The organism is Nonomuraea composti, from assembly GCF_012034275.1.
In the GTDB taxonomy this organism is placed as follows: Bacteria; Actinomycetota; Actinomycetes; order Streptosporangiales; family Streptosporangiaceae; genus Nonomuraea; species Nonomuraea composti.
This window is the reverse complement of the sequence record NZ_JAATEP010000027.1, coordinates 23,229-47,365: the sequence shown is the minus strand read 5'-3', so window position 1 is coordinate 47,365 and position 24,137 is coordinate 23,229. Positions and strand designations below refer to the sequence as shown.

The 24,137-nt window shown below is 73.0% G+C and carries 23 protein-coding genes and 2 pseudogenes; 12 read left to right on the top strand and 13 right to left on the bottom strand.

Annotated features, from left to right (window positions below):
- Positions 1–228 precede the first annotated feature (228 nt).
- From HCN51_RS32690 to rox, 4 genes are all read left to right on the top strand, one after another.
- Entirely contained in the window at positions 229–372 is a 144-nt protein-coding gene (locus tag HCN51_RS32690; protein ID WP_168014788.1) for a hypothetical protein, read from the top strand.
- Positions 372–1,514, top strand: a complete 1,143-nt coding sequence (locus tag HCN51_RS32685; RefSeq protein ID WP_168014787.1) for a methyltransferase domain-containing protein — start codon at positions 372–374, stop codon at positions 1,512–1,514. The genes HCN51_RS32690 and HCN51_RS32685 overlap by 1 nt, the downstream gene beginning before the upstream one ends.
- 100 nt (positions 1,515–1,614) lie before the next feature.
- Positions 1,615–2,412: a DUF1963 domain-containing protein gene (locus HCN51_RS32680; protein WP_168014785.1), complete on the top strand. Its 798-nt coding sequence runs from the start codon at positions 1,615–1,617 to the stop codon at positions 2,410–2,412.
- Between the two features lie 438 nt (positions 2,413–2,850).
- Positions 2,851–4,308 (top strand): rifampin monooxygenase, encoded by a 1,458-nt coding sequence (gene rox / locus HCN51_RS32675; RefSeq protein ID WP_168014783.1) that lies wholly within the window; start codon positions 2,851–2,853, stop codon positions 4,306–4,308.
- Between the two features lie 4 nt (positions 4,309–4,312).
- Here the strand turns inward: rox and HCN51_RS32670 are convergent, their stop codons facing one another.
- From HCN51_RS32670 to HCN51_RS62500, 4 genes and pseudogenes are all read right to left on the bottom strand, one after another.
- Entirely contained in the window at positions 4,313–5,074 is a 762-nt protein-coding gene (locus tag HCN51_RS32670; RefSeq protein ID WP_168014781.1) for an SDR family NAD(P)-dependent oxidoreductase, read from the bottom strand.
- Positions 5,075–5,095: 21 nt separating this feature from the next.
- The gene (locus tag HCN51_RS32665) at positions 5,096–5,674 is read right to left on the bottom strand and encodes a TetR/AcrR family transcriptional regulator (protein WP_080047420.1); all 579 of its coding nucleotides are present in this window, start codon (positions 5,672–5,674) and stop codon (positions 5,096–5,098) included.
- 54 nt (positions 5,675–5,728) lie between these two features.
- A complete protein-coding gene (locus HCN51_RS32660) occupies positions 5,729–6,508 on the bottom strand; it encodes an AAA family ATPase (protein ID WP_346433874.1) in 780 nt (259 codons plus the stop codon).
- 53 nt (positions 6,509–6,561) lie between these two features.
- Positions 6,562–6,786, bottom strand: a pseudogene (locus tag HCN51_RS62500) (ATP-binding cassette domain-containing protein); the annotation flags it as partial.
- A gap of 135 nt (positions 6,787–6,921) precedes the next feature.
- Here HCN51_RS62500 and HCN51_RS32655 point away from each other — a divergent pair.
- Positions 6,922–7,134 (top strand): annotated as a pseudogene (locus HCN51_RS32655) (response regulator transcription factor); the annotation flags it as partial.
- 52 nt (positions 7,135–7,186) lie between these two features.
- Here HCN51_RS32655 and HCN51_RS32650 read toward each other — a convergent pair.
- The 6 genes from HCN51_RS32650 to HCN51_RS32625 form a co-directional block, all read right to left on the bottom strand.
- Positions 7,187–7,747 (bottom strand): GNAT family N-acetyltransferase, encoded by a 561-nt coding sequence (locus tag HCN51_RS32650; RefSeq protein ID WP_168014779.1) that lies wholly within the window; start codon positions 7,745–7,747, stop codon positions 7,187–7,189.
- Positions 7,748–7,787: 40 nt separating this feature from the next.
- Positions 7,788–8,978: a WD40 repeat domain-containing protein gene (locus HCN51_RS32645; protein WP_168014777.1), complete on the bottom strand. Its 1,191-nt coding sequence runs from the start codon at positions 8,976–8,978 to the stop codon at positions 7,788–7,790.
- On the bottom strand, positions 8,975–9,496 hold the full coding sequence (locus HCN51_RS32640; RefSeq protein ID WP_168014775.1) for a SigE family RNA polymerase sigma factor: 522 nt from the start codon (positions 9,494–9,496) through the stop codon (positions 8,975–8,977). The genes HCN51_RS32645 and HCN51_RS32640 overlap by 4 nt, the downstream gene beginning before the upstream one ends.
- 77 nt (positions 9,497–9,573) lie before the next feature.
- A complete protein-coding gene (locus HCN51_RS32635) occupies positions 9,574–9,909 on the bottom strand; it encodes a hypothetical protein (protein ID WP_168014773.1) in 336 nt (111 codons plus the stop codon).
- Positions 9,906–10,982, bottom strand: a complete 1,077-nt coding sequence (locus tag HCN51_RS32630; protein WP_168014771.1) for a glycosyltransferase family 9 protein — start codon at positions 10,980–10,982, stop codon at positions 9,906–9,908. Before HCN51_RS32630 ends, HCN51_RS32635 begins: the two co-directional genes overlap by 4 nt.
- The gene (locus HCN51_RS32625) at positions 10,979–11,794 is read right to left on the bottom strand and encodes a glycosyltransferase family 2 protein (protein WP_168014769.1); all 816 of its coding nucleotides are present in this window, start codon (positions 11,792–11,794) and stop codon (positions 10,979–10,981) included. The genes HCN51_RS32630 and HCN51_RS32625 overlap by 4 nt, the downstream gene beginning before the upstream one ends.
- Before the next feature lie 83 nt (positions 11,795–11,877).
- Between HCN51_RS32625 and rfaE2 the strand changes: the two genes are divergently transcribed.
- Both rfaE2 and HCN51_RS32615 read left to right on the top strand, forming a co-directional pair.
- Positions 11,878–13,302, top strand: a complete 1,425-nt coding sequence (rfaE2, locus tag HCN51_RS32620) for a D-glycero-beta-D-manno-heptose 1-phosphate adenylyltransferase (protein ID WP_168014767.1) — start codon at positions 11,878–11,880, stop codon at positions 13,300–13,302.
- Positions 13,303–13,331: 29 nt separating this feature from the next.
- Complete coding sequence (locus HCN51_RS32615) at positions 13,332–13,874, top strand: DUF6789 family protein (protein WP_206068158.1); 543 nt, start codon at positions 13,332–13,334, stop codon at positions 13,872–13,874.
- A 4-nt stretch (positions 13,875–13,878) separates the two neighbouring features.
- Here the strand turns inward: HCN51_RS32615 and HCN51_RS32610 are convergent, their stop codons facing one another.
- Positions 13,879–15,498, bottom strand: coding sequence for an IucA/IucC family protein (locus HCN51_RS32610; protein WP_168014765.1), 1,620 nt, complete (start codon positions 15,496–15,498; stop codon positions 13,879–13,881).
- 80 nt (positions 15,499–15,578) lie between these two features.
- Here HCN51_RS32610 and HCN51_RS32605 point away from each other — a divergent pair, with 80 nt between their 5' ends.
- From HCN51_RS32605 to HCN51_RS32585, 5 genes are all read left to right on the top strand, one after another.
- Complete coding sequence (locus HCN51_RS32605) at positions 15,579–17,123, top strand: IucA/IucC family protein (RefSeq protein ID WP_168014763.1); 1,545 nt, start codon at positions 15,579–15,581, stop codon at positions 17,121–17,123.
- A 112-nt stretch (positions 17,124–17,235) separates the two neighbouring features.
- The gene (locus tag HCN51_RS32600; protein ID WP_168014761.1) at positions 17,236–17,994 is read left to right on the top strand and encodes an STAS domain-containing protein; all 759 of its coding nucleotides are present in this window, start codon (positions 17,236–17,238) and stop codon (positions 17,992–17,994) included.
- A 39-nt stretch (positions 17,995–18,033) separates the two neighbouring features.
- Positions 18,034–19,044, top strand: a complete 1,011-nt coding sequence (locus tag HCN51_RS32595) for a chemotaxis protein CheB (protein ID WP_168014759.1) — start codon at positions 18,034–18,036, stop codon at positions 19,042–19,044.
- A gap of 28 nt (positions 19,045–19,072) precedes the next feature.
- Positions 19,073–20,929 (top strand): CheR family methyltransferase, encoded by a 1,857-nt coding sequence (locus HCN51_RS62495; protein ID WP_168014757.1) that lies wholly within the window; start codon positions 19,073–19,075, stop codon positions 20,927–20,929.
- 9 nt (positions 20,930–20,938) lie between these two features.
- Positions 20,939–21,859, top strand: a complete 921-nt coding sequence (locus HCN51_RS32585) for an SMP-30/gluconolactonase/LRE family protein (protein WP_206068157.1) — start codon at positions 20,939–20,941, stop codon at positions 21,857–21,859.
- Here HCN51_RS32585 and HCN51_RS62490 read toward each other — a convergent pair.
- Complete coding sequence (locus HCN51_RS62490; RefSeq protein ID WP_168014753.1) at positions 21,856–22,791, bottom strand: LysR family transcriptional regulator; 936 nt, start codon at positions 22,789–22,791, stop codon at positions 21,856–21,858. The two genes, HCN51_RS32585 and HCN51_RS62490, sit on opposite strands and share 4 nt — an antisense overlap.
- Before the next feature lie 94 nt (positions 22,792–22,885).
- Positions 22,886–23,989, bottom strand: a complete 1,104-nt coding sequence (locus HCN51_RS32575; RefSeq protein WP_168014751.1) for a sialidase family protein — start codon at positions 23,987–23,989, stop codon at positions 22,886–22,888.
- Positions 23,990–24,137 lie beyond the last annotated feature (148 nt).

The following is a 24,137-nucleotide window of genomic DNA, read 5'->3' as shown; positions in this document are numbered from 1 at the left end:
CTCAACCCTTCCGCACCGAACGGCCCGCGCCCGCTCCCCCTCCCGGGCGCGGGCCGTTCGCTTGCCCGCATGCCGGCACGGGCCATGAAGGCGAAGAACGCCCGCACCCAAGGCGCGCGCCGATCGCGGCGGCCAGATGCTCCAGCGGTAATGCCTATATGGCTGTCTCGATACGCCCAACCCCTGTATCGTCACTCCCAGCAAGAGAACGAACACGGAGGAGCGCACATGGGACGGCACGAGAACCCCGACACTCCGAAGGACAAGCCGTTCGACCCGGAGGAGCAAGGAGGCATGGGCAGCACCGGCGACGAATACAAGAAGGGCATGGGCAAGCACAACGACGACGACGACAAGGACGGCAAGCGCTAGTGGATGTCACACCCCTGATGGACCGGCTGATCGCCGGGCTCGATCCCGAGGGGGACATCGCGAACGAGGTGAAGCACGCGATGCGCGCCGTGCCCCGCCACCAGTTCGTCCCTCCCATCGGGCTCGTCTCGCAGAAGACCTCCGCGTACCTCATCGACCGGAACGCGGACCCGCACCGCTGGTGGAACACCGTCTACTCCAACGAGCCCATCATCACCCAGCTCAGCGACGGCACCACGCCCGTGACCGAGATGGACGGCGGCTACACGTCCTCGTCATCGTCACCATGGACGGTCGCGAACCTCCTGACCCTCCTGGACCCCGACCCCGGCAACCACGTGCTCGAGGTCGGCACCGGCACGGGCTGGACCAGCGCCCTGCTCTGCCACCTGGTGGGCGAGCACGGCGCGGTCACCTCGATCGAGGTGGACCCGGCCGTCGCGGAACAGGCCGCCAAGAACCTCGCCGCCGCCGGCGCCCAGCCGGCCCTGCTCATCGGCGACGGCGCGCTGGGCTGCCCCGACCGGGCACCCTACGACCGCGTGCACGTCACCTGCGGGGTACGCTCCGTGCCCCACGCGTGGGTCGAGCAGTGCCGGGCGGGCGCCACAATCGTGCTGCCGTTCTGCCCCAACTTCGGCACCAATCACTCGCTGCGGCTCGTGGTCCGCCCGGACCGGACCGCGGTCGGCCGCTTCCCCGGCTACGCCTCGTACATGATGATGCGCTCGCAGCGCCCCAGCTCCCACAGCAGGACGACGAACCCCGACAAGCACCACCTGACCACGTACGTCGACCCGCGCGTCATCGCCTACGCCCCGCCCGGCGCGCACCTGGCCATCGCGGCGCTGACCGGCCTCGAAGCCAACGGCCGTGACCTGTCCGACGAGAACGGCGAGCTCTACCGCCTCTGGCTCTCCGACCCGCGTGATTCCTACTCCTGGCTGGCCCTGGACTGGCGACCCGGCTCCTCGGAGTACGAGCTGTACCAGGTGGGCGACCGGCCCCTCTGGGACGAGGTCCTGAACGCGTACTTCCGGTGGGTGAGCTGGGGCCAGCCCGGCCGCGAACGCTTCGGCATGACCGTCGGCCCCTCCGGCCAGCAGATCTGGCTCGACGACCCCGACCGGGTGGTGGCGTAACGCCACCGGGCTCCGAACCAGCCCTCGGCGCCGAGGCTCCGACGCCGAGGGCTTCCCGCTGTCCCCCGGCCCGTGCTCACGCTCTGGTAGAAGATCCGGTATGGAATTCGATGATCCGGTCCGTATGCTCCAGATCTGTACGGAACGGCTCGGTGAGCGGGCCGGGCGGCAGTTCGCGGCGATGGCCCGGCGCGGCTTCCTGCTGGCCCCGCCCACGGCCACCGCGCCCGCCACCGGTCGTTGCCGGCTCGGCGGCCCCGCGTTGCTCGAACCCGGTGCTTCGTGGCCCGAGCTGGACGGCTTTCCGCTGTCGCTGCATGCCGTGCTCGACACCGACGCCCTCGTCCCGTGGCTCGGGGACGAGCTGCCCACGCGGCCCGGGCTGCTCAACTTCTTCCACCTCGACCCCGACGTGCCGTACGAGGTGTACCGGAAGCTGGACCTGTCCGACCCTGCCGCGTGCCGGGTGATCCCCGCCGATCCGGCGAGGGCGGTCGAGACGGCCGCGCCCGAGCCGGCCAGGAGCTACCCGGCCACGCCCGTCCACGCGGCGCCGGTGACCATGCTGCCCGACTGCTGGGACGTCGAGACCGGCGACGTCGAGTTCGACGAGGACGAGCACTGGGGCGTGTCGTCGCTCATCATCAACCAGATGGGCGGCCTCGACGGCAACACCGCCGACTGCCACGCCGCGTTCGGCTGGCCCGACACCTCCCACGCCTCCCCGGTGACCCGCCGCGACGCCGACGGGCCCGCCGTCCACCTGCTGCAGCTGGCCGCGGACGGCGAGCTGGGGTGGGGGTGGGGTGATGCCGGGACGATGTACTTCACGATCCCGGTGAAGGCGTTCAAAGCGGGGGATTTCAGCCAGGCCGAGGCGAGCATCCGCTGCTGCTGAGCCCCCCGAATGGAGATTGACCTGTCGCGATCAGCCCTTGCCGTCTGGGTGGCCGCCAGCCCCTGCGGGCGGACCTGAACCTGCTCGTGCGCGGATCGTCCTTCTGCGCCGTGCCCGCGATCATCGTGCTGGCCGCCTTCGCCCGCAGACCCTCCGCGACGGCGGGGCGCCGTTGCTGGTGGCGGCCTTGTTGGTGCTGGTCGCCACGCAGGTGCCGGGGTCGGCAGAGGAGAGCGGCTGCGCCCACGTCTGCCGGAAAAGGGTTGGACGGGATCGAGCGCGGCCCTGTAGCTTGCCGGTGACCGTGACTCCACCCGAGGAGGTGAGACCCATGACTGTGAATCGATGGGTGCTCCCCCTTGCCGTCGCGGTCGGGCGATTGACGTAGGTGTCGCCGGGAGCGCCTCCAAGACAAGGCACTTCCGAAAGGCAACACCAATGGTTTCTTCGAAAGCCGACCGCGCGCCTCTCTCGTTCGACGTGATCATCGCCGGCTGCGGGCCGACCGGTGCGATGCTGGCCGCCGAGCTGCGGCTGCACGATGTCCGGGTTCTCGTCCTGGAGAAGGACACCGAGCCCGGGTCGTTCGTGCGGATCGTCGGCCTGCACATTCGCAGTCTCGAACTGCTGGCGATGCGCGGCCTGCTGGAGCGCGTCGCCGCGCACGGAAGGAAGCGGCCGGCCGGTGGGTTGTTCGCCGGCATTCACAAGCCGGCGCCCGCCGGTCTGGATTCCGCCTACGGCTATCTGCTGGGCATTCCGCAGCCGGTCGTGAATCGGCTGCTCGAAGAGCACGCGGTCGCGCTCGGCGCGCAGGTCCGGCACGGGTGTGCGGTGACCGGTTTCGAGCAGGACGACGAAGGGGTGACCGTCGAGCTGGCCGATGGGGAGCGGCTGCGGTCGCGCTACCTCGTCGGGTGCGACGGCGGGCGCAGCACGGTGCGCAAGCTGCTCGGCGTCGGGTTCCCCGGCGAGCCCGCGCGGGCCGACACGCTGATGGGCGAGATGGAGGTGGGCGTGCCTCCGGAGGAGGTCGCCGCCGCGCTGAGGCGGCTGGGTGACACCCCTCAGCGGTTCTGGCTGCGGCCCTTCGGCGAGAAGGTCTACAGCGTCGTGGTGCCCGCCGCCGAGGTCGGCGACCGGGCGGTGCCGCCCACGCTGGACGACTTCCGGCGGCAGTTGCGGGCCGTCGCCGGCACCGATTTCGGGGTGCACTCGCCGCGCTGGATGTCCCGTTTCGGGGACGCCACGCGGCTGGCCGAGCACTACCGGGTGGGGCGGGTGCTGCTGGCGGGCGACGCGGCGCACATCCATCCGCCGACCGGCGGGCAGGGCCTCAACCTGGGCGTTCAGGACGCGTTCAACCTCGGCTGGAAGCTGGCCGGGCAGATCCGCGGCTGGGCGCCCGGGACGTTGCTGGACACCTACCATGCCGAGCGTCATCCGGTCGCCGCGGACGTGCTGGACAACACCCGCGCCCAGATGGAGCTGTACTCCGCCGAGCCGGGCGCGCGGGCGGTGCGCCGGCTGCTCACCGAGCTGATGGACTTCGACGTCGTGAACCGCCACCTGACGGAGAAGATCACCGCGATCAGTGTCCGGTACGACTTCGGCGAGGGGCACGACCTGCTCGGCCGCCGCCTGCCGGACGTCGAGGTGAAGCAGGGCCGGCTCTACGACCTGCTGCACTGGGGCCGTGGCCTGCTGCTGGACCGTACCGGACGTCTGAGTGCCGAGGGCTGGGCGGACCGGGTCGACCTGCTCGCGGATCCCACCGCCGCGCTGGACGTTCCGGGTGTTCTGCTGCGTCCGGATGGATATGTCGCCTGGGTCGGTGACGACCAGCGGGAGCTGGACGGCCGGCTCCGGCAGTGGTTCGGCGAGCCCACGAGCTGATCCGTCAGGCGGTCGCGCCGCCGTCGATCACGTGGTCGGCGCCCACCACGAAGCTCGACTCCGGTGACGACAGCCACAGCGCGGCGGCCGCGATCTCCTCGGGGGCCGCCACCCGGCCGATGGGCAGCGCGGCGCGCATGCGCTCGTCGCGCTGCCCCCTGGTCTCGCCGGGGCGCGCCGACATGGGGCTGTCGATGGGGCCGGGGCTGAGGGCGTTGATGCGGACGCCGTCGGCGATGTGGTCGCGGGCCGCCGCCCGCGTCAGGTGGCTGACGGCGGCCTTCGAGGCGGCGTACGCGCTCGCGCCCGCCAGCCGCCAGTGCGCGCCCAGGTTGGAGGAGACGTTGACGATGACGCCGCCCCCGTGGGCGCGCATGTGGGCGATCTCGTGCTTCATCGACAGGAACACGCCCTTGAGGTTGATCGCGAGGACGTCGTCCCAGACGTCCTCGTCGTAGTCGGCCAGCGGCGCGAGCATGCCGAAGACGCCGGCCGCGTTGAGCGCGACGTCGAGCCCGCCGAAGCGGGTGACGGCGGCCTGCACCATGGCGGCGACATCGGAAGAACGGGTCAGGTCGGCGGTGAACGCGCCGGCCCGGCCCCCGTCCGCCTCGATCGCCTTCACGACCTCGGCCAGCCGGTCGGCGTCGCGGCCGGCGACGAGGACCGCCGCGCCCTCTCTCGCGTACGCCAGCGCCGCCGCCCGCCCCACGACCCCGCTCGCGCCCGTGACGAGCGCGACTTTGCCTGCGAACCGTTGAGTCATCTTATTCAAGACCAATCATTCTCAAATTTGGACAGCCGTCATGGCCTGGTCGACCGCGTCACGCAACCGGCGCGGGTCCGGGTCGGCCCGGCCGAGCACCCTGAGCCCCTGCAGCAGCACGAGCAGGAACCTGGCCAGCGCGTACGGATCCTTGCCCGCCGGGATCTCCCCCTGGGCACGCGCCCTGACGAGCGTGCCGGCCAGCGCGGTCTCCAGCTCCGCCCAGCTCGCCGCCACCTTGGCCAGCACGGTCGCGTCGCGCGAGGCGAACTCCACCGCCGTGTTCACCACCATGCAGCCCCGCCGCAGCTCGTCGGCCAGGATCTCGGCCACGTAGGAGTCGAGGAACGCGCGGATGGCGGGCAGCGCGGGCCCCGGCTGCGACAGCGGCTCGACCACGTTGCGCTGCTCCAGGTAGCGCTCCAGCGCCTTGAGGTACAGCTCGCGCTTGCCGCCGAACGTCGCGTAGATGCTCGCCCGCGCCACCCCGAGCCGGTCGACGAGGTCGGCCATCGAGGTCGCCTCGTAACCGCGCTCCCAGAACAGCTCCAGCGCCCGCTGCAACGCGACCTCGGGGTCGAACTCCTTGGTTCTTGCCACGTCGTGAACCCTAGCAGTATCGAGAACGATCGGTCCAATTAGATGTCAGGAAAATCACCTGCCCTCGTCCCGCCGGTACGCCCAGCCGGCCGCCGCCGCCATCGCCACCGTCCAGACGGCCAGCATCACCATCGACACCCCGTTCGCCGGGATGCCCGCGATCGCCCACCACACCAGCTCCGCCGCACCCCTGGCCGGCATGGTCGCGGCCACCGGGTCCTGGCCCGCGAACGGCACCACGAACGCCACCATCGAGATGGCCGGGAAGAACGCACTGGCCAGGATCCCGATCGGCACCCCCGCGCGTACCAGCTCCACCACCAGCCGGTCGGGGTCGGTGACGACCAGATCGATCCGGCCGTCCACGCGCTCGGCGCTCAGCACGCCCGGCAGGTCGGGCAGGCTGTCGGTGACGAGGGAGACGCGGCGCGTGCCCACCAGGCCGCGCACCGCCCGCATGGTGTCGTCGGCCAGCACCCGGCCCTGGCCGACCACCAGCACCCGCTCGGCCAGCGCCTCGATCTCCTCCAGGTAGTGGCTGGTGAGCAGCACGGTGCCGCCGTCCTCGTGGAAGACCTTGATACCGGCCCACAGCGCCCGCCGCGCCTCGACGTCCAGCCCGGTCGTGGGCTCGTCCAGGAACACCAGCTCCGGCCGGCTCGCGAACGCCAGCGCCACCGCCAGCCGCCGCTGCCCGCCCGACAACCCGCCGACCTGCCGCCTGACCAGGTCGCCCAGGCCGAACCTGGCCAGCAGCTCCGCCGTGCCCAGCCGCTCCGGGTAGTGCGCGGAGACGAAGTCGACGACCTCGCCGACCCGCAACGACTCCGGCACCCCGGTCTCTGCGGCGTCACGCCGATGCCGCGCCGCATGACCGGGTCCAGCGGCGAGCCGCCGAACAGCTCGCCCGACGTCGGCCGGCGCAACCCGACGAGGAGGTTGATGAGGGTGGACTTGCCCGCGCCGTTCGGGCCGAGCAGCCCGACCAGCAGGCTCGCCACCACGACCGCCACCGGCCCGACCGGCTGCGGGTCCGTGCCCGCGCCCATCCGCGCGGTCAGGTCCGCTCCCCCCACCGGGACCGCCAGGCCCCATCCGGCGAGGGCGGCCACGGACGCGCCGATCACGACGAGTAGCCGCCTGACACGGGTGCGGGCGGGCCTGGTGCCGGTGGGCGTCGCGCTGGCGGACGTCGTGCCGGCGGGCCTCTTGCCGGCGGGCGCGGCCTCGGCCTGGTGGGGCTCACCGAGCGGGCCCGCGCCGCGCTGGCGGCCCTCACGCCGCGCGAGCACGAGGTGGCGCTGGCGATCGCGCAGGGCCGGACGAACGCCGACATCGCCGCCGATCTCGTGATGGGCGTGACGACCGTGAAGGCCCACGTCTCCAGCATCCTGACCAAGCTCGACCTGGACAACCGCACCCAGATCGCCCTCCTCGCCCACGACGCGGGCCTCATCTGAGCACCCACCTCCGAGGCGGCCCAGCTCGGAAGCGGGTCCAGCTCTGAAGCGCCTACAGCTGAGGCGTTTCGGAGCCAGGCGTGTCCGGCTTCCACTCCTCGGCGAGCAGGCCGAGCAGCACCTCGTCCATGAAGCGGCCCAGCACCCAGGCCGACGAGCGCAGCACGCCCTCGCGGACGAAGCCGTTGCGCTCGGCGGCCCGCAGCATCGCGTAATTGTCGGACAGCGTCTCGATCTGCAGCCGCCGCAGCCCGCGCAGGACGAACCCGTAGTGGCACAGCGTCGCCACCACGTCGCTGCCGTAGCCCTTGCCGCGGCAGGACGGCAGGAGCCCCAGCCCGATGTGCGCGGACCGGTTGTGGGTGTCGATCCCCCACAGGTTGGCGGTGCCGACCAGGGTCCCGCCGTCGAGCTCCACGACCGAGAACGGGACCTTCGACTGGTCCTTGTCGTCCGGCACGAGCCGCGAGTCGTTCGTGCCGGGCGTGATCGGCCGCCAGGGCCCGCCTTCGGCGCGGGAGGAGTTGACGGGGTCGTCGTAGAGCTCGGTCAGCAGGATCGGAATGTCGTCCTCATGGCGGGCCCTGAGCCCGATTTTCTTGCCTTTCAGCACGCATGCTTCCTATCCGAGCGGATCGTCCCGGGACAAGCGGTCATCTCGGGGTGAGGACCCAGCGCCAGGAGCCGTCGGCGTCGCTGTCGCGGTTGGCGGCGAGCTGGGTCGTCTTCGAGCCGTCCACGCTGACCAGCACCAGACCGTTGTCGAACTCGTCCTTGCACGTGCCGGCACAGCCCAGGGCGAGGACGTTGTCGTTGTCGGCCCAGGCGTGCAGTTGCAGGACCTGCTGCCGCCCGACGACCTTCCCCGTCGAGACTTCGGTGATCTTCGTCGGCATGCCGTCCCTGCCCAGCAGCAGGCGACCGTCGGGTGAGATGGCCGACAGGCCGGTGCCGCGCCTGTACCGCTCCCCCGCGGGCGCGTCCGTAGGGGAGCCGTCCAGGGTGTAGAAGCGCCTGTCGGGCGAGGAAGAGGTGGGGCCCCAGATCAGCTCGCCGTCCAGACTCCAGCCGAGGTCCTGGCGGGCGTTGCCGTTGGTGTACTCGGCGTCGCTGTAGATGCCGTCGGGCAGCGGGGGCAGCTCGTGATAGACCGACTCGCCCGTGCCCGTGTCGATGACGTAGTAGCCGGTGCGCGGGCTGCCCATCTCGGCGCTCTCCTTCTGGAAGACATCGGGGTAGCTGGAGTAGGCGGTGGCGAGGATCCTGGTGCCGTCCGGGGACCAGGCGACGGATCCCACGGGGTGCTCCAGCTCGTACGTGGCCAGCATCTGCCCGGTGTTCAGGTTGAGCACGCCCACCCGATTGCCGATCAGGTCCCCCTGGATCACGGCCGCGACCTGCAGCCCCGGCGCGACGTCCACCCACGCGTACGGGGTCTCGCGGTAGCCGTCCGTGCCCGGATCGTAGACGGACCAGGTGCGCCGGACGCGCGTGCGATCGCCCTCGACCGGCTCCTGCCGGGTCACGTAGTACGCCGACACCGCCATCCGCCCGGCGGCGACGAGCTTGGCGGGCGGGCTGTGCTCGGTGTCCGTGCGGATGTCCGTCGGCGCCGGCGATGGCCGGGGCGGCAGCGTGATGCCGCTGAGCGGCCGCGCGACGGGCAGCACGGGGTCGCGTTGCACGGTGACGAACACGGCGACGGCCGCGATCATGGCCGCCACCAGCACGGCGGCCCCGTAAGGCTTCCAGGCGCGCCTCCGTAGCGCCCGGTCGGCCAGGCCGGGGGGCACCCTGGCCTCGCCCGCCCAGTCCTCCAGCGTGTCGCGCAGCAGTCGGGTCACGTGGTCACCTCCAGGTCGCGGGCCAGCTCCAGGGCCAGTTCGGGGGCCGTCTCGCGCAGCCGCGCCAGCGATCGGTGCGCGGTGCTCCTGACCGTGCCGACGGAGCAGCCCAGCACCTGGGCCACCTCCTGCTCGGGCAGATCCTCGTAGTAGCGCAGCACCACCACCGCGCGCTGGCGGGCGGTGAGCCGGGCGAGGGCGGAGCGCAGCACGAGGCGCAGCTCGCTCTGGTGGTGCGCGTCGCGCGCCTCCCGCTCGGGCGGGCCGGCCTGTAACACCTCGCCCCGCCGCACGCTCGCCCGCCACCAGCTGACCTGCTGCCGGTACATGATCTGCTTGGCGTACGCCTCGGGCGCCGTCACCCGCCGCCACTTGGCCGCCAGCCTCGCCAGCGCGGTCTGCACCAGGTCCTCGGCCGCGTGCTGGTCACCGCCGGTGAGCAGGTATCCGAGCCGCATGAGGGCGGGAGAACGCGCGTCGACGAACTCGCGGAACCGTTGCTCGTCCGCGGCGTCCACGGTCACCTCCAGGGAATCGACATCACCCTCTCAGACGCCCCGGTGGTGCTCCCGCTATGCCTGGATCGACAAGAGTTCTAGCGCATCAGATCGGGGCCCTCGTCCTCGTCGGGGACGGTCGGCGTGGGGTTGAGGTACTCCAGCGGGGCCGCGCCGGCCTGCTGGGGCACCTCCAGCAGGCCCAGCGTGTCCTGCTCGCCCCTGCGGGTGATCACCTCGTTGATCGCCTCGGTCAGCTCCCGCCGGTCGTAGGGGCCTTCGGGCAGCTCGTTGAGGTGGGTCAGCAGGTCGGCCGACAGGTTCACGTGCCGCGAGGCCTGGGCGTAGACGTCGCGCATCACCACCCGTTCGCGGCCGTGGAACACCTCGTCGATGGCCTGTCGCAGCTCGTCGAGCACGGCGTGTCCGCTCATCGGTCCCCCTTGGTCAGTAGGTCGTCCACCTGCTCCGCCACCATGTCCACGGTCACGTCGCGCACCCATGACTCGTCGTGCGGGCAGCGCTCGGCGGCCGGGTCCACGCCGGCGGCGCCGCAGCGCGGGCAGGCGGTGGTCCAGGAGATCAGGGGCCGGTGCGCGGTCCTGCTGAGCGGGCCGGCCTGGATCAGGTTGCCGCACCAGTAGACGGCGACCGTGGGGGTGCCGACGGCGGCGGCCAGGTGGCGGGGTCCGGTGTCGTTGGCGATCACAAGGTCGCAGCGCTCGTACAGGGCGGCGAGCCCGCCGAGGCCGAGCGCGCCCACGACGGGGATCGCGGGCCGGCGCATGGCCTCGACCACGCCCATCACGAGGTCCTGCTCCTCGCGCGTGCCGGTCACGACCACGGGGCGGCCCGTCTGGTCGGCCACCTCGGCGAAGCGCTCCACCGGCCAGCGCCGCCGCGGGTCGGTCGCGCCCGGGTGCACGGCCACCAGCCCGGCGGGCGGCTGACCGAGCGCGCGGGCCAGGTCGGCGCGGTCGGCGGCGGTGACCGCCACGCGCGGCTCCAGCCCGCCGTCCACGGCGCCCACCAGCGCCGCCACCTGGAGGAAGCGCAGGGTCTCGTGGTGATAGTCGGTGTACGGCACCCAGCGGTCCAGCCGCTCGGCCCCCGGCGCGCGCAGCCCCGCGGTCACCCTGGCGCCCAGCCGGCGCACGAACGGGTTGGAGAACCGGCCGCCCCCGTGGATCTGCACCGCCAGGTCGAACTCGCGCTGCCGCAGCCGCTCGCACAGCTCCTCCGGCGCCCGGTGGCCCGGCTCGCGGGTGGAGACGCCCGAGATCGGCGGCAGCGCCACCACGTCGTCCACGGGGCCGGGGCGGCCGGTGAGGAAGGCGGCGTGCCAGGCGGTGCCGAGCAGGGTCAGGCGGGCGCCGGGGTAGGCGCGTTTGAGCGCTTCCAGGGCCGGCACGGCCATGAGGTAGTCGCCGATGGCGTTGGCCCGCAGCACCGCGATGCGCCGCACGTCCCCGATGAGCGCCCTCGTGTCAGGTCCGGGTGCCTTCATGCTCGGTCCAGCACGTAGTCGTAGCATTCCGCGCCGCGGTCCACGACGGTGGTCGGCAGCTCCAGGTGGTAGGCGCGGCTGGGCAGCAGCCCCGCGCCGCCGTACCGCTCCATGACGCGCAGCTGCGCGACGACGTCCTCGCCGGCGTGCGCGGGCGGCACCGAGCGCCAGAACGCGAACCCGCCGCACTCCTCCAGCCGCTCCCGGTCGTAGAGCACGCAGCCGCCGATCCAGGCCACCTTGTACGCCCGCCACGCCAGCCGCGCCCCCACCCGTTCGGCCAGGTGCAGCGGGTTTGCCGCGTTGTGCAGCGTGTGCCGCCCCCAGGCGGGGCTGCCCCTGCGCACCCGCTCGGGCCACACCTCGCGGGCCCATTCCTCGTAAGGCTCCAGCTCGTGGGGCCGCCGGTCGTCGCGGTAGGAGAGCCCGTGCAGCCCGTACCCGACGAACCCGCACCGCAGCTGCGCCATCGCGGCGAGCAGCACGCCCACGGCGTCGGGCTCCAGCCACACGTCGTCGTCGAGGTACAGGCACAGCGGCCGGCCCGCCTGCTCCAGCAGGTACTGGCGTTGCTCGGCCAGCCCGCGCGCGGGGACGTGCCGCAGCAGCGCCACCTCGCTCCCGAGGTGCTCCAGGATCCGTACGGCGCTCGCGACCAGCGGGTCACCGGTGACCGGCACCTCCGACTGGTCGGAGACGACGACCCGGAACCCGCGGGCGCTCTGGGCCGCCAGCCCCGCCAGCGTGACGGCGAGCGCGGCCGGCCGGTCCCTGGTCGGGACGAGCACGTCGAGGTCTGAAGGGCGGTGCATAGCGGCCTGGCTACCCGGCCCTCAGCGTCCGTAACTTCCCTTATATAGGGTTTGAGCTGGTCTTTTGCAGGTACACGCTCCTCATGGGCACAGATGAGATCATCAACGCCGTGGTCGTCGGCGACGTCATGCTCGACTCGTGGCTGCACGGCTCGGCCAAGCGCCTCGCGCAGGAGGCGCCGGTGCCCGTGATGAGCCTGGAGGCGACCGAGGACGCCCCCGGCGGCGCCGCCAACACCGCCGCCAACCTGGTGGCGCTCGGGGCCCGTGTCCGGCTCGTCGGCGTGGTGGGCGACGACGAGTGCGGGGAGAAGCTGGAGAACGCGCTGCGGCTGCTCGGCGTCGGCACCGGCCTGCTGACCGTGCCGGGGCGGCGCACCGCGCACAAGCGCCGGCTGGTCACCAGCGGCCAGCTCACCGCCCGCTACGACGAGGAGGACCTGTCCGTCATCCCCGAGCCGGCCGAGCGCGACCTGCTCGCGCGGGTCGAGGAGGCCGTCGCGGGCGCCGACGTGGTGGTGGCCTGCGACTACGGCGGCGGCGTGTTCACCCCGGCCGTGCGGCGGGCGCTGGCGGGGCTGCCGCTGCTGGTCGTGGACGCGCACGCGGTCGCGCCGTGGCGGGAGTGCGCCCCGGCCGCCGTGCTGCCCAACTACGCCGAGGTCGTCCGGCTGCTCGGCGACGACGGCGGCGCCGTGGACCGGCCCGCCTACCTGATGGGCCGCTCCGAGCGGCTGCTGGAGCTGACCGGCGCCGGGATCGTGGTCACCACCCTGGACGGCGAGGGCACGCTGCTGCACCGGCGGGGCCGCCCGCCGTACCGGACCTACGCCCAGCCGGCGCCGCAGCACATGGCGACGGGGGCGGGCGACACGTACACGGCCGCGTTCGCGCTCTGGCTGGCGAGCGGGGCCTCGCCGGAGGAGGCGGCGGAGGCGGGGCAGGCGGCGGCCGGCGTCGTCGTGCGGCGCCAGGGCACCGCCGTCTGCACCCGCTACGACCTGGTACGCGCGCTGCGCCGCCAGGAGGGCACCGTGCAGACGGCCGAGCGGCTGGCCCAGCTCCTCGACGAGCACCGGCGCAGGGGCGAGCGGGTGGTGTTCACCAACGGCTGCTTCGACGTGCTGCACCGGGGGCACGTGACGTACCTGGAGCAGGCGGGGCAGCTCGGCGACGTGCTGGTGGTGGCGGTCAACAGCGACGCCAGCGTGGCCCGGCTGAAAGGCCCCGGCCGGCCGGTCAACTCGTGCGAGGACCGGATGTCGGTCCTCGCCGCGCTGAACGACGTGGACTACGTCACCGAGTTCGACGAGGACACGCCGGAGCGGCTGATCAGGATGATGCGGCCCGAGCTGTACGTGAAGGGCGGCGACTACACGGCGGAGATGCTGCCCGAGGCGCCGCTGGTGCGCGCGCTCGGCGGCGAGGTGCGGGTGCTCGGCTACCTGCCGGACCGCTCCACCACCGCCATCATCGGACGGATGCGCTCGCTGCCCGAGGAGGTTTAGCCCGCGCGCCGTTCGGTAGGCGGCACTCCATGACTCAGACCCTGCACAAGCCCGCCCACCTGCGCGAGGACGTTCAGCCCGAACGGGAGCGCAGGCCGATCGTGCGGGCGGCCGCCAGAGGCGTGATCGGCTCCATGGCGATGTCGGGCCTGCGGCAGCTCACCACCGCGCTGGGCATGGTGCCGAGCACGCCGCCCGAGTCCGTGCTCAAGCGGACCGCGCCCAAGGCCTTCCACAGCGTGCCGGACGAGCGGCGGCCGGCCGTCGTGGAGGCCGTGCACTGGACGTACGGGGCGGTCGGCGGGGCGTTCTTCGGCCTCCTGCCCAAGGCGGTGCGCCGGCGGCGCTGGGCGGGGCCCGTCTACGGGGTGCTGGCCTGGGCCGCCTTCGAGACGGCGATCGCGCCCGCGCTGGGCCTGACGCGCCGGCACGGCCGGGCCGAGCGGGTGGCGCTGCTGGCCGACCACGTGCTGTACGGCATCGTGGTGGGTGCCGCGCCGCGGCCGTCCAAGAAGCGGCACCACGAGGACGCCGAGCAGGCGCCGCCGTCCTGGCTCCAGGAGCGCCCCTGATCGATCAGGGTGCGAACAGCCGCAGCGGGTTCGGGATCGGCACCCACCGCATGGCCGCGCCGTCGGCGTCCAGCCAGCGCAGCAGCAGGTTGGCCTTGGCCGGGATGTGCGTGGCGGCCAGCAGGTCTCGCAGCTCCGGGGGGTCGCCGTACTCCTTGGCCGCCGCCGCGAACACGGCCCTGGCCCGCGTCCACAGCTCGCCCGCCAGGCGGGGATGCCGCTCCGCCACCGCGCCCGCGATCTCGCACAGGTTGTTGGTGAGCAGGCAGTAGACCAGCCGCTCCCACGCCCGCCCGCCGCCCAGCACGGGCGCGGTGAGGCCGGGATGGCGCTCGGCGACGAGCTTGACGCCCTCGTGGTCGCGGAACAGCGCCTGCCCTGGCAGGCCGTGCGCGTCCACCGCGACCAGCACGTTCTGCAGGTGGCATTCGAGCACGACCCCGTGCCGCAGGTACGCGTGCAGCACCGGCGGCACCACGTGCTCCAGGTACCGCTCCCACCACACGAGCGCCCCGTCCTCGTCCAGGCCGTCGAGCGGGTTGCCGGGGAAGCCCTCGCTGATGCCCGCCGCCAGCAGCGCGGTCAGGCCGGGGAGCAGGTGCTCGCCCAGCCCGTCGCGGACGATCACGGCCAGCCCCTCGCCCCCGTCGCCGCCCAGCCGGGCGCTGCGCCAGCCCCGGTCCCGCAGCACGGCCGGGCGGGGCAGGTGGCAGGGCAGGTCGTCGAAGGCCACGTCCACCAGGGCCGCGACGAGCGAGAGGCGGCGCAGGTCGTGCAGCCACAGGCGGCGGATGTCGTTCGTGATCCGCACGTCGAGGCTGAACTTGCAGAACAGGTCCGCCTCCGGCAGGTACACCGTGCGGATGGACGCGGTGGCCACCGCCGTGGCGGCGCTGACGCCCGCCTGCCGCAGGCCGGTCTCGCCGAGCAGTTCGAGCTGCCAGGGGTGGGCGGGCAGCAGGGCCAGGCCGTCGCCCGGGGCGGGGCCGAGGCGGTCCAGCGCGCTCGCGTCCCCGTCCACCACCAGGTCGTCCGCCGGTACGGCGAGCAGCGGCAGGGCGAAGCTCGCCCGCGCCTCGGGCGAGTACCGCAGCCACTCCCTGGGCCCGCCGCCGCCCCTGGCCTTGGGTGCGGGGTGGTAGCGGTGACCGGCGACGAGGGCCTGCTCGGAGCGCAGGTACGCGTCGGCGGGCGGCACCGTGGTACGCCTGGCCGCCAGCAGGACGGCCGTGACGTCCCGGCTGTCGAGGATCTCGCCGGGCAGCGCGTCGTTGGCGACCCCGGTGGCGGCGCGCAGCTCGGCGGCGGTCAGCTCGACGAGCTGCGGCAGCGGGAGCGGCCGCCAGCCGTCGGGGGTGCGCAGGGCGGGCTCGGCGGGAAACCGGGCACCGCCGACGCGCAGCAGGTGCCCGGTCGCGGGCAGCACAAAAACGCGCGGCTCAGCGGACGCGACGGGCTCAGCGGACGCGACGGGCTCAGCGGACGCGACGGGGCCGGCAGGAGCGGAGGGGTCGGCGGGCGTGGCGACTTCGCGGAGGAGACAGTTCAGCAGCGCCGTCACCGCAAGGGACTCGGCTTCGAGCCCCGGCCCTGCGGCGGGCAGGAGGCCGTCAGTGAATGCCATGGCGACCCTACTCCTACCCTTTGTCCCCATTGATGCCCACAGAGTAGCTATCAGGCGGGTTTCTGGGAAAGATGAGAGATATGAGGCGTTTAGAGGGCGAGTTCGCCGCCGAACTGGCCCTCGTCCGGCCCGACCTGTCGGACCGCTACACGGCGGCCCTGCCCGGCGCGCGAGCCGCCGTCCTGGGGCGGCTGTGGCGGGGGCTCCTGTACGAGCCATTGCCCGGCCTGACCGCCACCGGCCCGTCCCGCGTGTTGCTGGCCGACGGCCGGGAGCTGACGGGCCCGGAGCGGCGGCCGTACGACCTGCGGGAGGAGCCCGAGCTCCGGCTGGCCGGCCGCCCCTACCGCCATCCGGCCGAGCTGCTGGCCGCCCTCGGCCTGCCGGGCTCGGCCCACCTTGTGGACGACCTCGACCACAGCGTGGCCTCCATGGCGCTGTCGCGCGCCGGCGCCTCCCCGCGGCCCGGCGACACCGTGGAGGATCACGAGCAGAGCGTGGTGGACGGGCACCCGTACCATCCGGGCTGCCGCAACCGGCCCGGCGTATCGGTGGCCGAGCAGCTGGCGTACATGCCCGAGCACCGCCCCACCGTCGCCCTCGACCTCCTGGCGCTGCCGCTGCGCGAATGCCTGGTCACGGGGCCGTGGCCGGCCGCGCTCGTGGACGGCGACCGGCTGCTGCTGCCGGTGCACCCGTGGCAGACCCGGCACGTCCTGCCCGCCCTGGGCCTGCGCCCGCACGCGACGGGCGTCGTTCTGGCCCGCCCGCTAATGTCCGTACGGACGCTGGCCCCGCTCGACGGCGGCCCGCATCTCAAGACCGCCTTCACCACCCGCATGACCTCCGGCATCAGGGACATCTCGCCCGGCTCGGTCCGCGACTGCGTCCCGCTGTCGGACCTGCTCGGCACGCTGGCCGCCAAGTGCGGCGGCACCCTGCGCATCGCCCGCTACCTGGCCGGGGCCGCCGGCCAGGTGGCGGGCCGGCACAGCGCCGACCTGTCCTGCATGCTCCGCGAGCCCACGTCCGAGCCGGGCACGGTGCTGCCGGTCGCCGCCGTCACTCGCTCCATGGTGAGCGACCCGGCCGCCTGGCTGGCCGCGTTCGCCCGCCTGGCCCTGACGGACACGCTGGGGCTGCTGGCGCTCGGCGTGGCGCTGGAGGCGCACGGGCAGAACCTGCTGGTGGCGCTGGGCACGGACGGCCTGCCGTACCGGCTGGTCTACCGGGATCTGGCCGACGTGCGGATCAGCCCCGCCCGGCTGGCCCGGCACGGGATCGAGGTGCCGCCGGTCAGCCCCAGGCTGCTCAGCGACGATCCGGCGGTGCTGCACGCCAAGCTGTTCGGCTCGCTGGCCGGCACCACGTTCGGCAGCCTGATCGCGCTGTTCGGGCAGGGCGACCGGGACGCCGAGGACCGGCTGTGGGAGGTCGTGGCCGCCGCCGCCAGGCGGGCGTTCGCGGCGCTGCCGGACACCCCCGACGTGCGGGCGGCCAGGGGCGCGCTCTTCGGCGCGCGTCTCATGGTCAAGGCCCACCTGGTGGCCCGCCTGGACGGCGCTCCGCCGGGCGACAGCTGGACCGGTCTGCCGAATTATCTCGGCGCGCACAGCCACGTGTGAGCCCAATCTTCTGGCCCTTTGGGCGGTGGAGCGGGAAGATGGGGTTCGAGCCGCAATCTGCCGCGCGCGACCGTCCCCGAAGGCGCGCCGACCCAGAGGGAGGGGGCTCGCCATGATGCAACTGTCCGTACGCCTGGTGCCCGTCGACGACACCACACTGGTGATCGCGCTGACCGGAGAGCTCGACTCGACGACGAAACCCGTGCTGGCCGCCTTCCTCGACCCGCTGCCGCAGACCACGGTGAAGCACGTGCTGGTGGCCGGGGGCGATCTGTGGTTCTGCGACCTCAACGGCCTCGACCTGCTCGCGCGGACCCATCGCGCGCTGCAGGAGAAGGGCGGTCACCTGGCCCTGGCGGAGGTGCAGCCGCCGCTGCGCCGCCTCATCGCGCTGATGACCGAGCAGTCGGCGGCGACGATCCCGGTGTTCGCCACGATGCCCGAGGCGCTGGCGGCGGCGGGCGTGGAGGCGTACCAGCCGGCCGAGCCCGCGCTGCGGCGCCGCCACCTGCCCCGGCTGCGCACCGTGCCCCGCGCCCCGTCCGCCGCGCGGGCGCAGGCCAGGTCGCGGCGCGAGCCGGCGCCCGCCCAGGCCGCCCAGGCCGCCCGCCCGCGCGCGGCCGAGATCGAGCTCGACGTGAGCAGCCTGCCGTCGGTCATCTTCGAGGCGCGCTCGCTGCGCGACCAGGCGCTGCACCAGCAGCAGGCACTGAACAACCAGCTCACCGCCGCCGCCCAGGCCCGTGCCCAGCTCCTGACGACCCGGCGGCGCTGTGACGACAGCCTGATGGCCATGCGCAGCAGCCTGTCGGAAGCCCGCTCGATCCTGACGCTGGCCGAGGCGAGCCAGGAGCGGCCCCATCTGTCCTGAGCGCGCATGAGGCCTCTCATCCGGGATAGAGGGGGAGACATGGAGGCTCCAGGACGTGACGTGGTCGTGGTCGCCGCGTCGGCGGGCGGGGTCGAGTCACTGCGGGTCCTGCTGAGCGAGCTGCCGGCGGACCTGCCGGCGGCGGTGCTGGTCGTGCTGCACGTGCCGCCGCAGGGCAGCAGCAGGCTGGCCGGCATCCTCGACCGGGCCGGACCGCTCAAGGCGGCCCCCGCCGAGGACCAGGAGATCATCCGCCCTGGCCGCGTGTACGTCGCCCGCCCCGACTTCCACCTCCTCATGAGCGACGGCATGATCCGGCTGACGCGCGGCCCGCAGCACAACGGGCACCGCCCGGCGGCCGATCCGCTGTTCGTGAGCGCGGCCCTCGACCCGGGAGCGCGCGTGGCGGCCGTGGTGCTGAGCGGCACCCTGGACGACGGGGCGAGAGGGTGCGAGGCGATCTACAAGCACGGGGGTGCGGTCGCCGTACAGGATCTCGCGGAGTGCGCGTTTCCCGGCATGCCGCGAGCCGCCATGACGGCGGTGCCGGCCGCGCGGGCCCTGCCCGTGCGCGAGCTGGCCAGGTGGGTCCTGGAGCAGAGCCGTACCCCTGTGAGTACGGAGGTCCAGGTGTACGACAACGAGATGGAGCGCGAGATCGAGCAGTTCCTGCGCGAGGCGCCGTCCCTGGGCGAGCCGGAAGGGGAGCTGATCGCGTTCAGCTGCCCGGAGTGCAACGGGCCCATCTACGAGCAGAAGAGCGCCACATCCTCCCGGTACGTGTGCCGCGTCGGCCACGCCTGGTCGCGCGACAGCATGATCAACGCGCAGTCCGACGCCGTCGAGCGCGCCCTGTGGGTGGCCATCCAGCGGCTGGAGGAGCGGCTGCGGGTGCTGGAGCGCATGCGCCGCTCCGCCGAGGAGCGGGGCCAGGAGCTGTCGCTGCGTTACTTCCACGAGGAGGAGGAACGCACCAGCGAGGCACTGAACACCATTCGCATGCTGCAATCGCGCATCGGTCGCAATGGTGACACGCTGCTGGCGGACTGAGCAGGGTCGATCGGCGTAGGCTTCCGTTGTGACGACAGAGGAAGAGCGTGAGTTCGACGACCTCCTCCTTCTCCTCAAGGAGACGCGCGGTTTCGACTTCACGGGCTACAAGCGCAACACCTTGATCCGGCGGATCGCCCGCCGGCTCGAGGCGCTCAAGCTGCACGACTACGGCGAATACCGCGATCTACTGGAGTTGGAGCCTGAGGAGTTCACCCGACTCTTCGACAGTCTCTTGATCAACGTCACCAGTTTCTTCAGAGACGCGGCCGCGTGGCAGCGGCTGCGCGAGCTCGTCATCCCCGCCCTGCTCGACCAGAAGCCGGCGGGCCAGCCCATCCGCATCTGGAGCGCCGGGTGCGCCACCGGCGAGGAGGCCTACACCATCGCCATGGTGCTGGCCGAAGAGCTCGGCATGGACGGGTTCCGTGACCGGGTGAAGATCTACGGCACCGACCTCGACGAGAAGGCGCTGCACGTCGCCCGCACGGGCGTCTACAACGACCGGGCGCTCGCCGACGTGCCGATCGACCTGCGCGAGGCCTACTTCGAGCGGGTCGAGAACGGCTACACCTTCCGCCGCGACCTGCGCCGCCAGCTCATCTTCGGCCGCAACGACCTCACCCACGACGCGCCCATCTCCCGCGTCGACCTGCTGCTGGCCCGCAACACGCTGATGTACTTCAACACGGAGATGCAGCTCAACATCATCCGGCGCTTCCACTTCGCGCTGTCCGACCCCGGGTTCCTGTTCCTGGGCAAGGCGGAGATGCTGCTCAACCACAGCGACAAGTTCGAGCCCGTCGACCTGCGCATGCGCCTGTTCAGGAAGATCAGGCCGGCCAACCAGGGCAATCGCGCGCCGTGGTCGGTCACCGGCGCCGCCACCGACCTGGCCTCGCGGCTGCCGACGCTGGCGTCCGTGGCGCTGGCGTCCGGCCCGGTGGCGCAGCTCGTCATCGACGTCTCGGGCAACCTGGCGCTGGCCAACTCCAAGGCCGAGGCGCTGTTCAACCTCAACCCGCGCGACGTCGGCCGCCCCTTCCAGGACCTTGAGGTCTCCTACCGCCCCGTCGAGCTGCGCTCGGTCATCGAGCAGGCCCGCCACGACCTGCGTCCGGTGGAGCTGCAGGACGTCGTCTGGCACCGCGTCGGGTCGCCGGAGCCCAGCGTCTTCGACGTCTCGGTCGTCCCCCTGCTGGCCTCGGGCACTCTGGTCGGGATGGGCATCCACTTCTACGATGTCACGCGCTACCGCAAGCTGCGCGACGAGCTGGAGCAGGCCAACCGGCAGCTCGAGCAGGCCTACGAGGAGCTGCAGTCGCTCAACGAGGAGCTGGAGACCACCAATGAGGAGCTCCAGTCCACCAACGAAGAGCTGGAGACCACCAACGAAGAGCTCCAATCCACCAACGAAGAGCTGGAGACGATGAACGAGGAGCTCCAGTCCACCAACGACGAGCTCCAGCACATCAACGACGCCCTGACCGCCCGCACCATCGAGCTCGACGAGGTCAACCGGTTCGTCTCCTCGGTGGTGCGCAGCCTCGGCGACGCCGTGGTGGTGCTCGACGACGACCTGCGCGTGGTGGTCTGGAGCCCGGGCGCCGAGGAGCTGTGGGGGGTGCGCTCCGACGAGGCCGTGGGCGAGCCGCTGGCCGGGCTCGACATCGGCCTGCCCCTCGACCTGCTCCTGCCGCGCCTGCGCGCCGCGCTCGCCAACGGCACCAACCCGCTGGAGGAGGTGGAGGGGCTGGTTCTCGACGCGGTCAACCGCCGGGGCCGCCCCGCGCCGCTCACCGTGCAGCTCTCCCACCTGCGCACGGAGGACGACACCGTTCATGGCCTCATCATGGTGATGAACGTGGTCAACTCCGACGGCTAGGAGATGCGCATGCGTGTGAAACCCCGTCGTTCCTTATTCCTGAGGCTGCTCCTCGTGCCGGCCCTCGCGGTCGCCGCGTGGGCGCCCGCCGCCGCCGTGGCACAGGACAACGTGATCGTCCTGCCCGGCGCCACCTCCGCCGAGGGCATCGCCGCCGGGCCGGGCGGCACCTTCTACGCCGGCGACCTGTTCGGCGGCGACATCTTCCGCGGCGACGCCCGGCGCGGCACCGCCGAGCGCTTCATCGACGCGCCCGACGGGCGCATGGCGGTGGGCATGGTCGCCGATCACCGCCACGGCCTGCTGTTCGTCGCGGGCGGCTACACCGGCCAGGCATACGTCTACGACCTGCGTTCCGGAGTGGAGGTGGCCACGTACCAGCTCGCCGCGCCCAACGCGGGGCTCATCAACGACGCGGCCCTGGGCCGCGACGGCGTGTGGTTCACCAACTCCGGGCGGGCCGAGCTGTACTTCGTGCCGATCGGCCACAAGGGCCGGCTCGGCCCCGCCCGCACGCTCACGGTCACCGGCCCGGCCGCCGACACCAGCGGCCAGGTCAACCTCAACGGCATCCAGGTCGCCGGCCGCACCCCCATCGTCGCCCACACCGGCCTCGGCCGGCTCTACACGGTCGATCCCGCCACCGGCGCCAGCACGCCCATCGCCGGGGTGGACGTGCCGAGCCCCGACGGCCTCGTCCTGTCGGGCGACCGCCTGTGGGCGGTGAACTCGACCAGCCAGGTCTCCCGCTTCCGCCTGAGCCGGGACCTGTCCGGCGGCGTGCTGGAGAAGACGATCACCAGCCCGCTCTTCGACTTCCCCACCACGGCCGCGCTCATCGACCGCCACCGGCTCGCGGTGGTCAACGGCCACCTCAGCACGATCCCGCCGACGTCGCCGACGTACGAGGTGATCGTCGTCGAGCCCTAGCGCCGTGACGTGGCCCAGGACGGCACCCAGGCCGTCCTGGGCGCGCCCGCCAGGCTCCGGAAGTAGTCGATGATCGGCCGGAGCCTGGGGTGCGGGTTGGCCCGGGGCATGAGGAGCGCGTGCGGGTAGGCGAGCACGGGGTCCACGATCGGGATGCGGCGCAGGTCGTGGCCGGCCGGCCAGGCGAGCCGGTCGCGGGCGCCGACGAGCGTGGCCACGTCTCCCGACTCCGCGAGCGTGTCGAGCAGCGGCTCGATCCCGAAGTTGGGGCCTTCCCCGTCGATGCGCAGGCCGAAGGCGGTGGCGAGCTGGTCGTAGAAGTCGGCCCACTCGCTGCGCGGCGCGAGGCCCGCGATCCGGATCCGGTGCGGGCGCAGCTGCTCCGGCGTCACCGTACGGGCGGCGGCGAGCGGATGCGCCGGCCCCACGAGCAGCTCCAAGGGGACGTCGAGCACCCGGGCCATCTCGACGTCGCGGGGCAGCGCGGCCGGGTCGGTGACGGCGCGGAAGGAGGCGTCGACCTCGCCCGCCCGGACGGCCGCGACCGCCGTCCCGGGGTCACCGGCCTTCAACGCGACCACGTCGAGGTGGATCCCGGGGTTCGAGCGCCAGTAGTCGTGCAGGACGACGGCCTGCGCGCTGCGGAAGCCCAGCACGTCGATCCGCAGCAGCCGCGCGTCGGGCCGGACCGCGCCGATGGCGTGCTCGACGCCCGCGACGATGCCCCGCGCGTGCGGGAGGAACGCCTGGCCGCCGGGCGTCAGCTCGACCCCCCGGGCGGTGCGGGTGAACAGGCGCACCTCCAGCTCGCGCTCCAGCGCGGCGATCCGCTTCGAGACCGCCTGCTGGGTCACGCCCAGCTCGTCGGCCGCGTACTGGAACTGGCCGAGCTCCGCCGCCCGGACGAACGATCGCACCGCTTCCGTGTCCACCGCCGCAGCTTACGCGCGCCCGGCCGCCCGGCGGCTCCCCCAACGCCCGGCCGGCCAGTGGCTCCCGGCAGCGCCCGGCCGGCCGTTGGCTCCCTCAGCGGGCGGTCAGCTCCGCGACGGGGATGCGGCGGAAGGCGATGCTCTCGTACGGGCCGAAGTTCCCCGTCTCGAACAGCAGGCCCACCGTCTCGCCGTCCACCCGCACCAGGTCGGAGTAGGCGGCGGGCAGCCCCGACACCGTGTGCGCCACCCGCCAGGTGACGCCGTGGTCGTGGCTGGCGCGCACGGTCATCAGGGCCCGCGCGTCGGGCGCCGCGGGCCCCGAGAACAGCAGCACCTCCGGCTCGTCGCACCACAGCACGCTGCCCTCCACCACCGGCCCGGCGAGCCCGGCCTGCGGGCGGAACGGCAGCTCCAGCGTCTGCCCGCCGTCGGCCGAGCAGGCGTCGGCCCTGGTGCCGGGGGCGGTGGAGTCGGTGCGGGTGTTGAGGTAGAGCCGGCCGCCGGGCAGCTCGGTGGCGGTGGTCTCGTTCACGTTGACGTAGCCGTCGGGGTTGTCGTCGACGTACCCGATGCGCCAGGTCTGCCCGCCGTCGTCGCTCAGCAGCGCGTGGCCGCCGTTGTACTTGCCCTCGGTGCCGTTGTCCTGCCCGCTGGGCGGCAGCGAGTGGTTGGCGGGCACGACGACGCGCCCGGCGTGCTCGCCCTGCCGGAGCTGGACCGCGTGCCCGGGCGTGGTCGCGTACCACCGCCACTCGGGCTTCTTCACGCTCCCGGTGATCTCCCTGGGCGCCGACCAGGTGGCCCCGTCGTCCTCGCTGACCTGCACGAACACCCGCCGCCCTGCCGCCGCGGGGACCTGGCCACGCCGGATCTTCTCCTCGGTGGCCGACGGGCCCTGCCGCACGAAGACGAGCAGGATCCGGCCGTCGTCGAGCACCACCGGCGCCGGGTTCCCCGCCGTGCCCCGCTGCGGCTCCGTCGCCACCACCTGGAGCCCGCCCCACGTCCGGCCGCCGTCGGACGACCGCTTGAGCACCAGGTCGATGTGCCCGGAGTCGGACGCCGACCCGCGCCGCCCCTCCGCGAACGCCAGCACCGTGCCGGCCCGCGTCACCACGGCCGCCGGGATCCGGAACGTGTGGTAGCCGTCCGTCGCCTGCCGGAACGGCACCGAAGTCGGGTAGTCATCCGCCATGCGGGCACGCTAGGGCGCGCGGGTTAACGGACCTCGACGCCGCCCCTACGTGAGGGCGAATGGCGGGGGTGACACGCACTTCGGGGCCGGGTTCGCGGGGCGCCGATCGGCCGTGAAAGCATCTTCTCGATAGCCGAACGAGTCTTGT

Bases quoted from the DNA above. Each gene is read 5' to 3' on its own strand.
- HCN51_RS32690 (WP_168014788.1), top strand. From the start codon at position 229: ATGGGACGGCACGAGAACCCCGACACTCCGAAGGACAAGCCGTTCGAC.
- HCN51_RS32680 (WP_168014785.1), top strand. From the start codon at position 1,615: ATGGAATTCGATGATCCGGTCCGTATGCTCCAGATCTGTACGGAACGG.
- rox (WP_168014783.1), top strand. From the start codon at position 2,851: ATGGTTTCTTCGAAAGCCGACCGCGCGCCTCTCTCGTTCGACGTGATC.
- HCN51_RS32670 (WP_168014781.1), bottom strand. From the start codon at position 5,074: ATGACTCAACGGTTCGCAGGCAAAGTCGCGCTCGTCACGGGCGCGAGC.
- HCN51_RS32635 (WP_168014773.1), bottom strand. From the start codon at position 9,909: ATGAGCGGACACGCCGTGCTCGACGAGCTGCGACAGGCCATCGACGAG.
- HCN51_RS32630 (WP_168014771.1), bottom strand. From the start codon at position 10,982: ATGAAGGCACCCGGACCTGACACGAGGGCGCTCATCGGGGACGTGCGG.
- HCN51_RS32625 (WP_168014769.1), bottom strand. From the start codon at position 11,794: ATGCACCGCCCTTCAGACCTCGACGTGCTCGTCCCGACCAGGGACCGG.
- rfaE2 (WP_168014767.1), top strand. From the start codon at position 11,878: ATGGGCACAGATGAGATCATCAACGCCGTGGTCGTCGGCGACGTCATG.
- HCN51_RS32615 (WP_206068158.1), top strand. From the start codon at position 13,332: ATGACTCAGACCCTGCACAAGCCCGCCCACCTGCGCGAGGACGTTCAG.
- HCN51_RS32610 (WP_168014765.1), bottom strand. From the start codon at position 15,498: ATGGCATTCACTGACGGCCTCCTGCCCGCCGCAGGGCCGGGGCTCGAA.
- HCN51_RS32605 (WP_168014763.1), top strand. From the start codon at position 15,579: ATGAGGCGTTTAGAGGGCGAGTTCGCCGCCGAACTGGCCCTCGTCCGG.
- HCN51_RS32600 (WP_168014761.1), top strand. From the start codon at position 17,236: ATGATGCAACTGTCCGTACGCCTGGTGCCCGTCGACGACACCACACTG.
- HCN51_RS32595 (WP_168014759.1), top strand. From the start codon at position 18,034: ATGGAGGCTCCAGGACGTGACGTGGTCGTGGTCGCCGCGTCGGCGGGC.
- HCN51_RS32585 (WP_206068157.1), top strand. From the start codon at position 20,939: ATGCGTGTGAAACCCCGTCGTTCCTTATTCCTGAGGCTGCTCCTCGTG.
- HCN51_RS32575 (WP_168014751.1), bottom strand. From the start codon at position 23,989: ATGGCGGATGACTACCCGACTTCGGTGCCGTTCCGGCAGGCGACGGAC.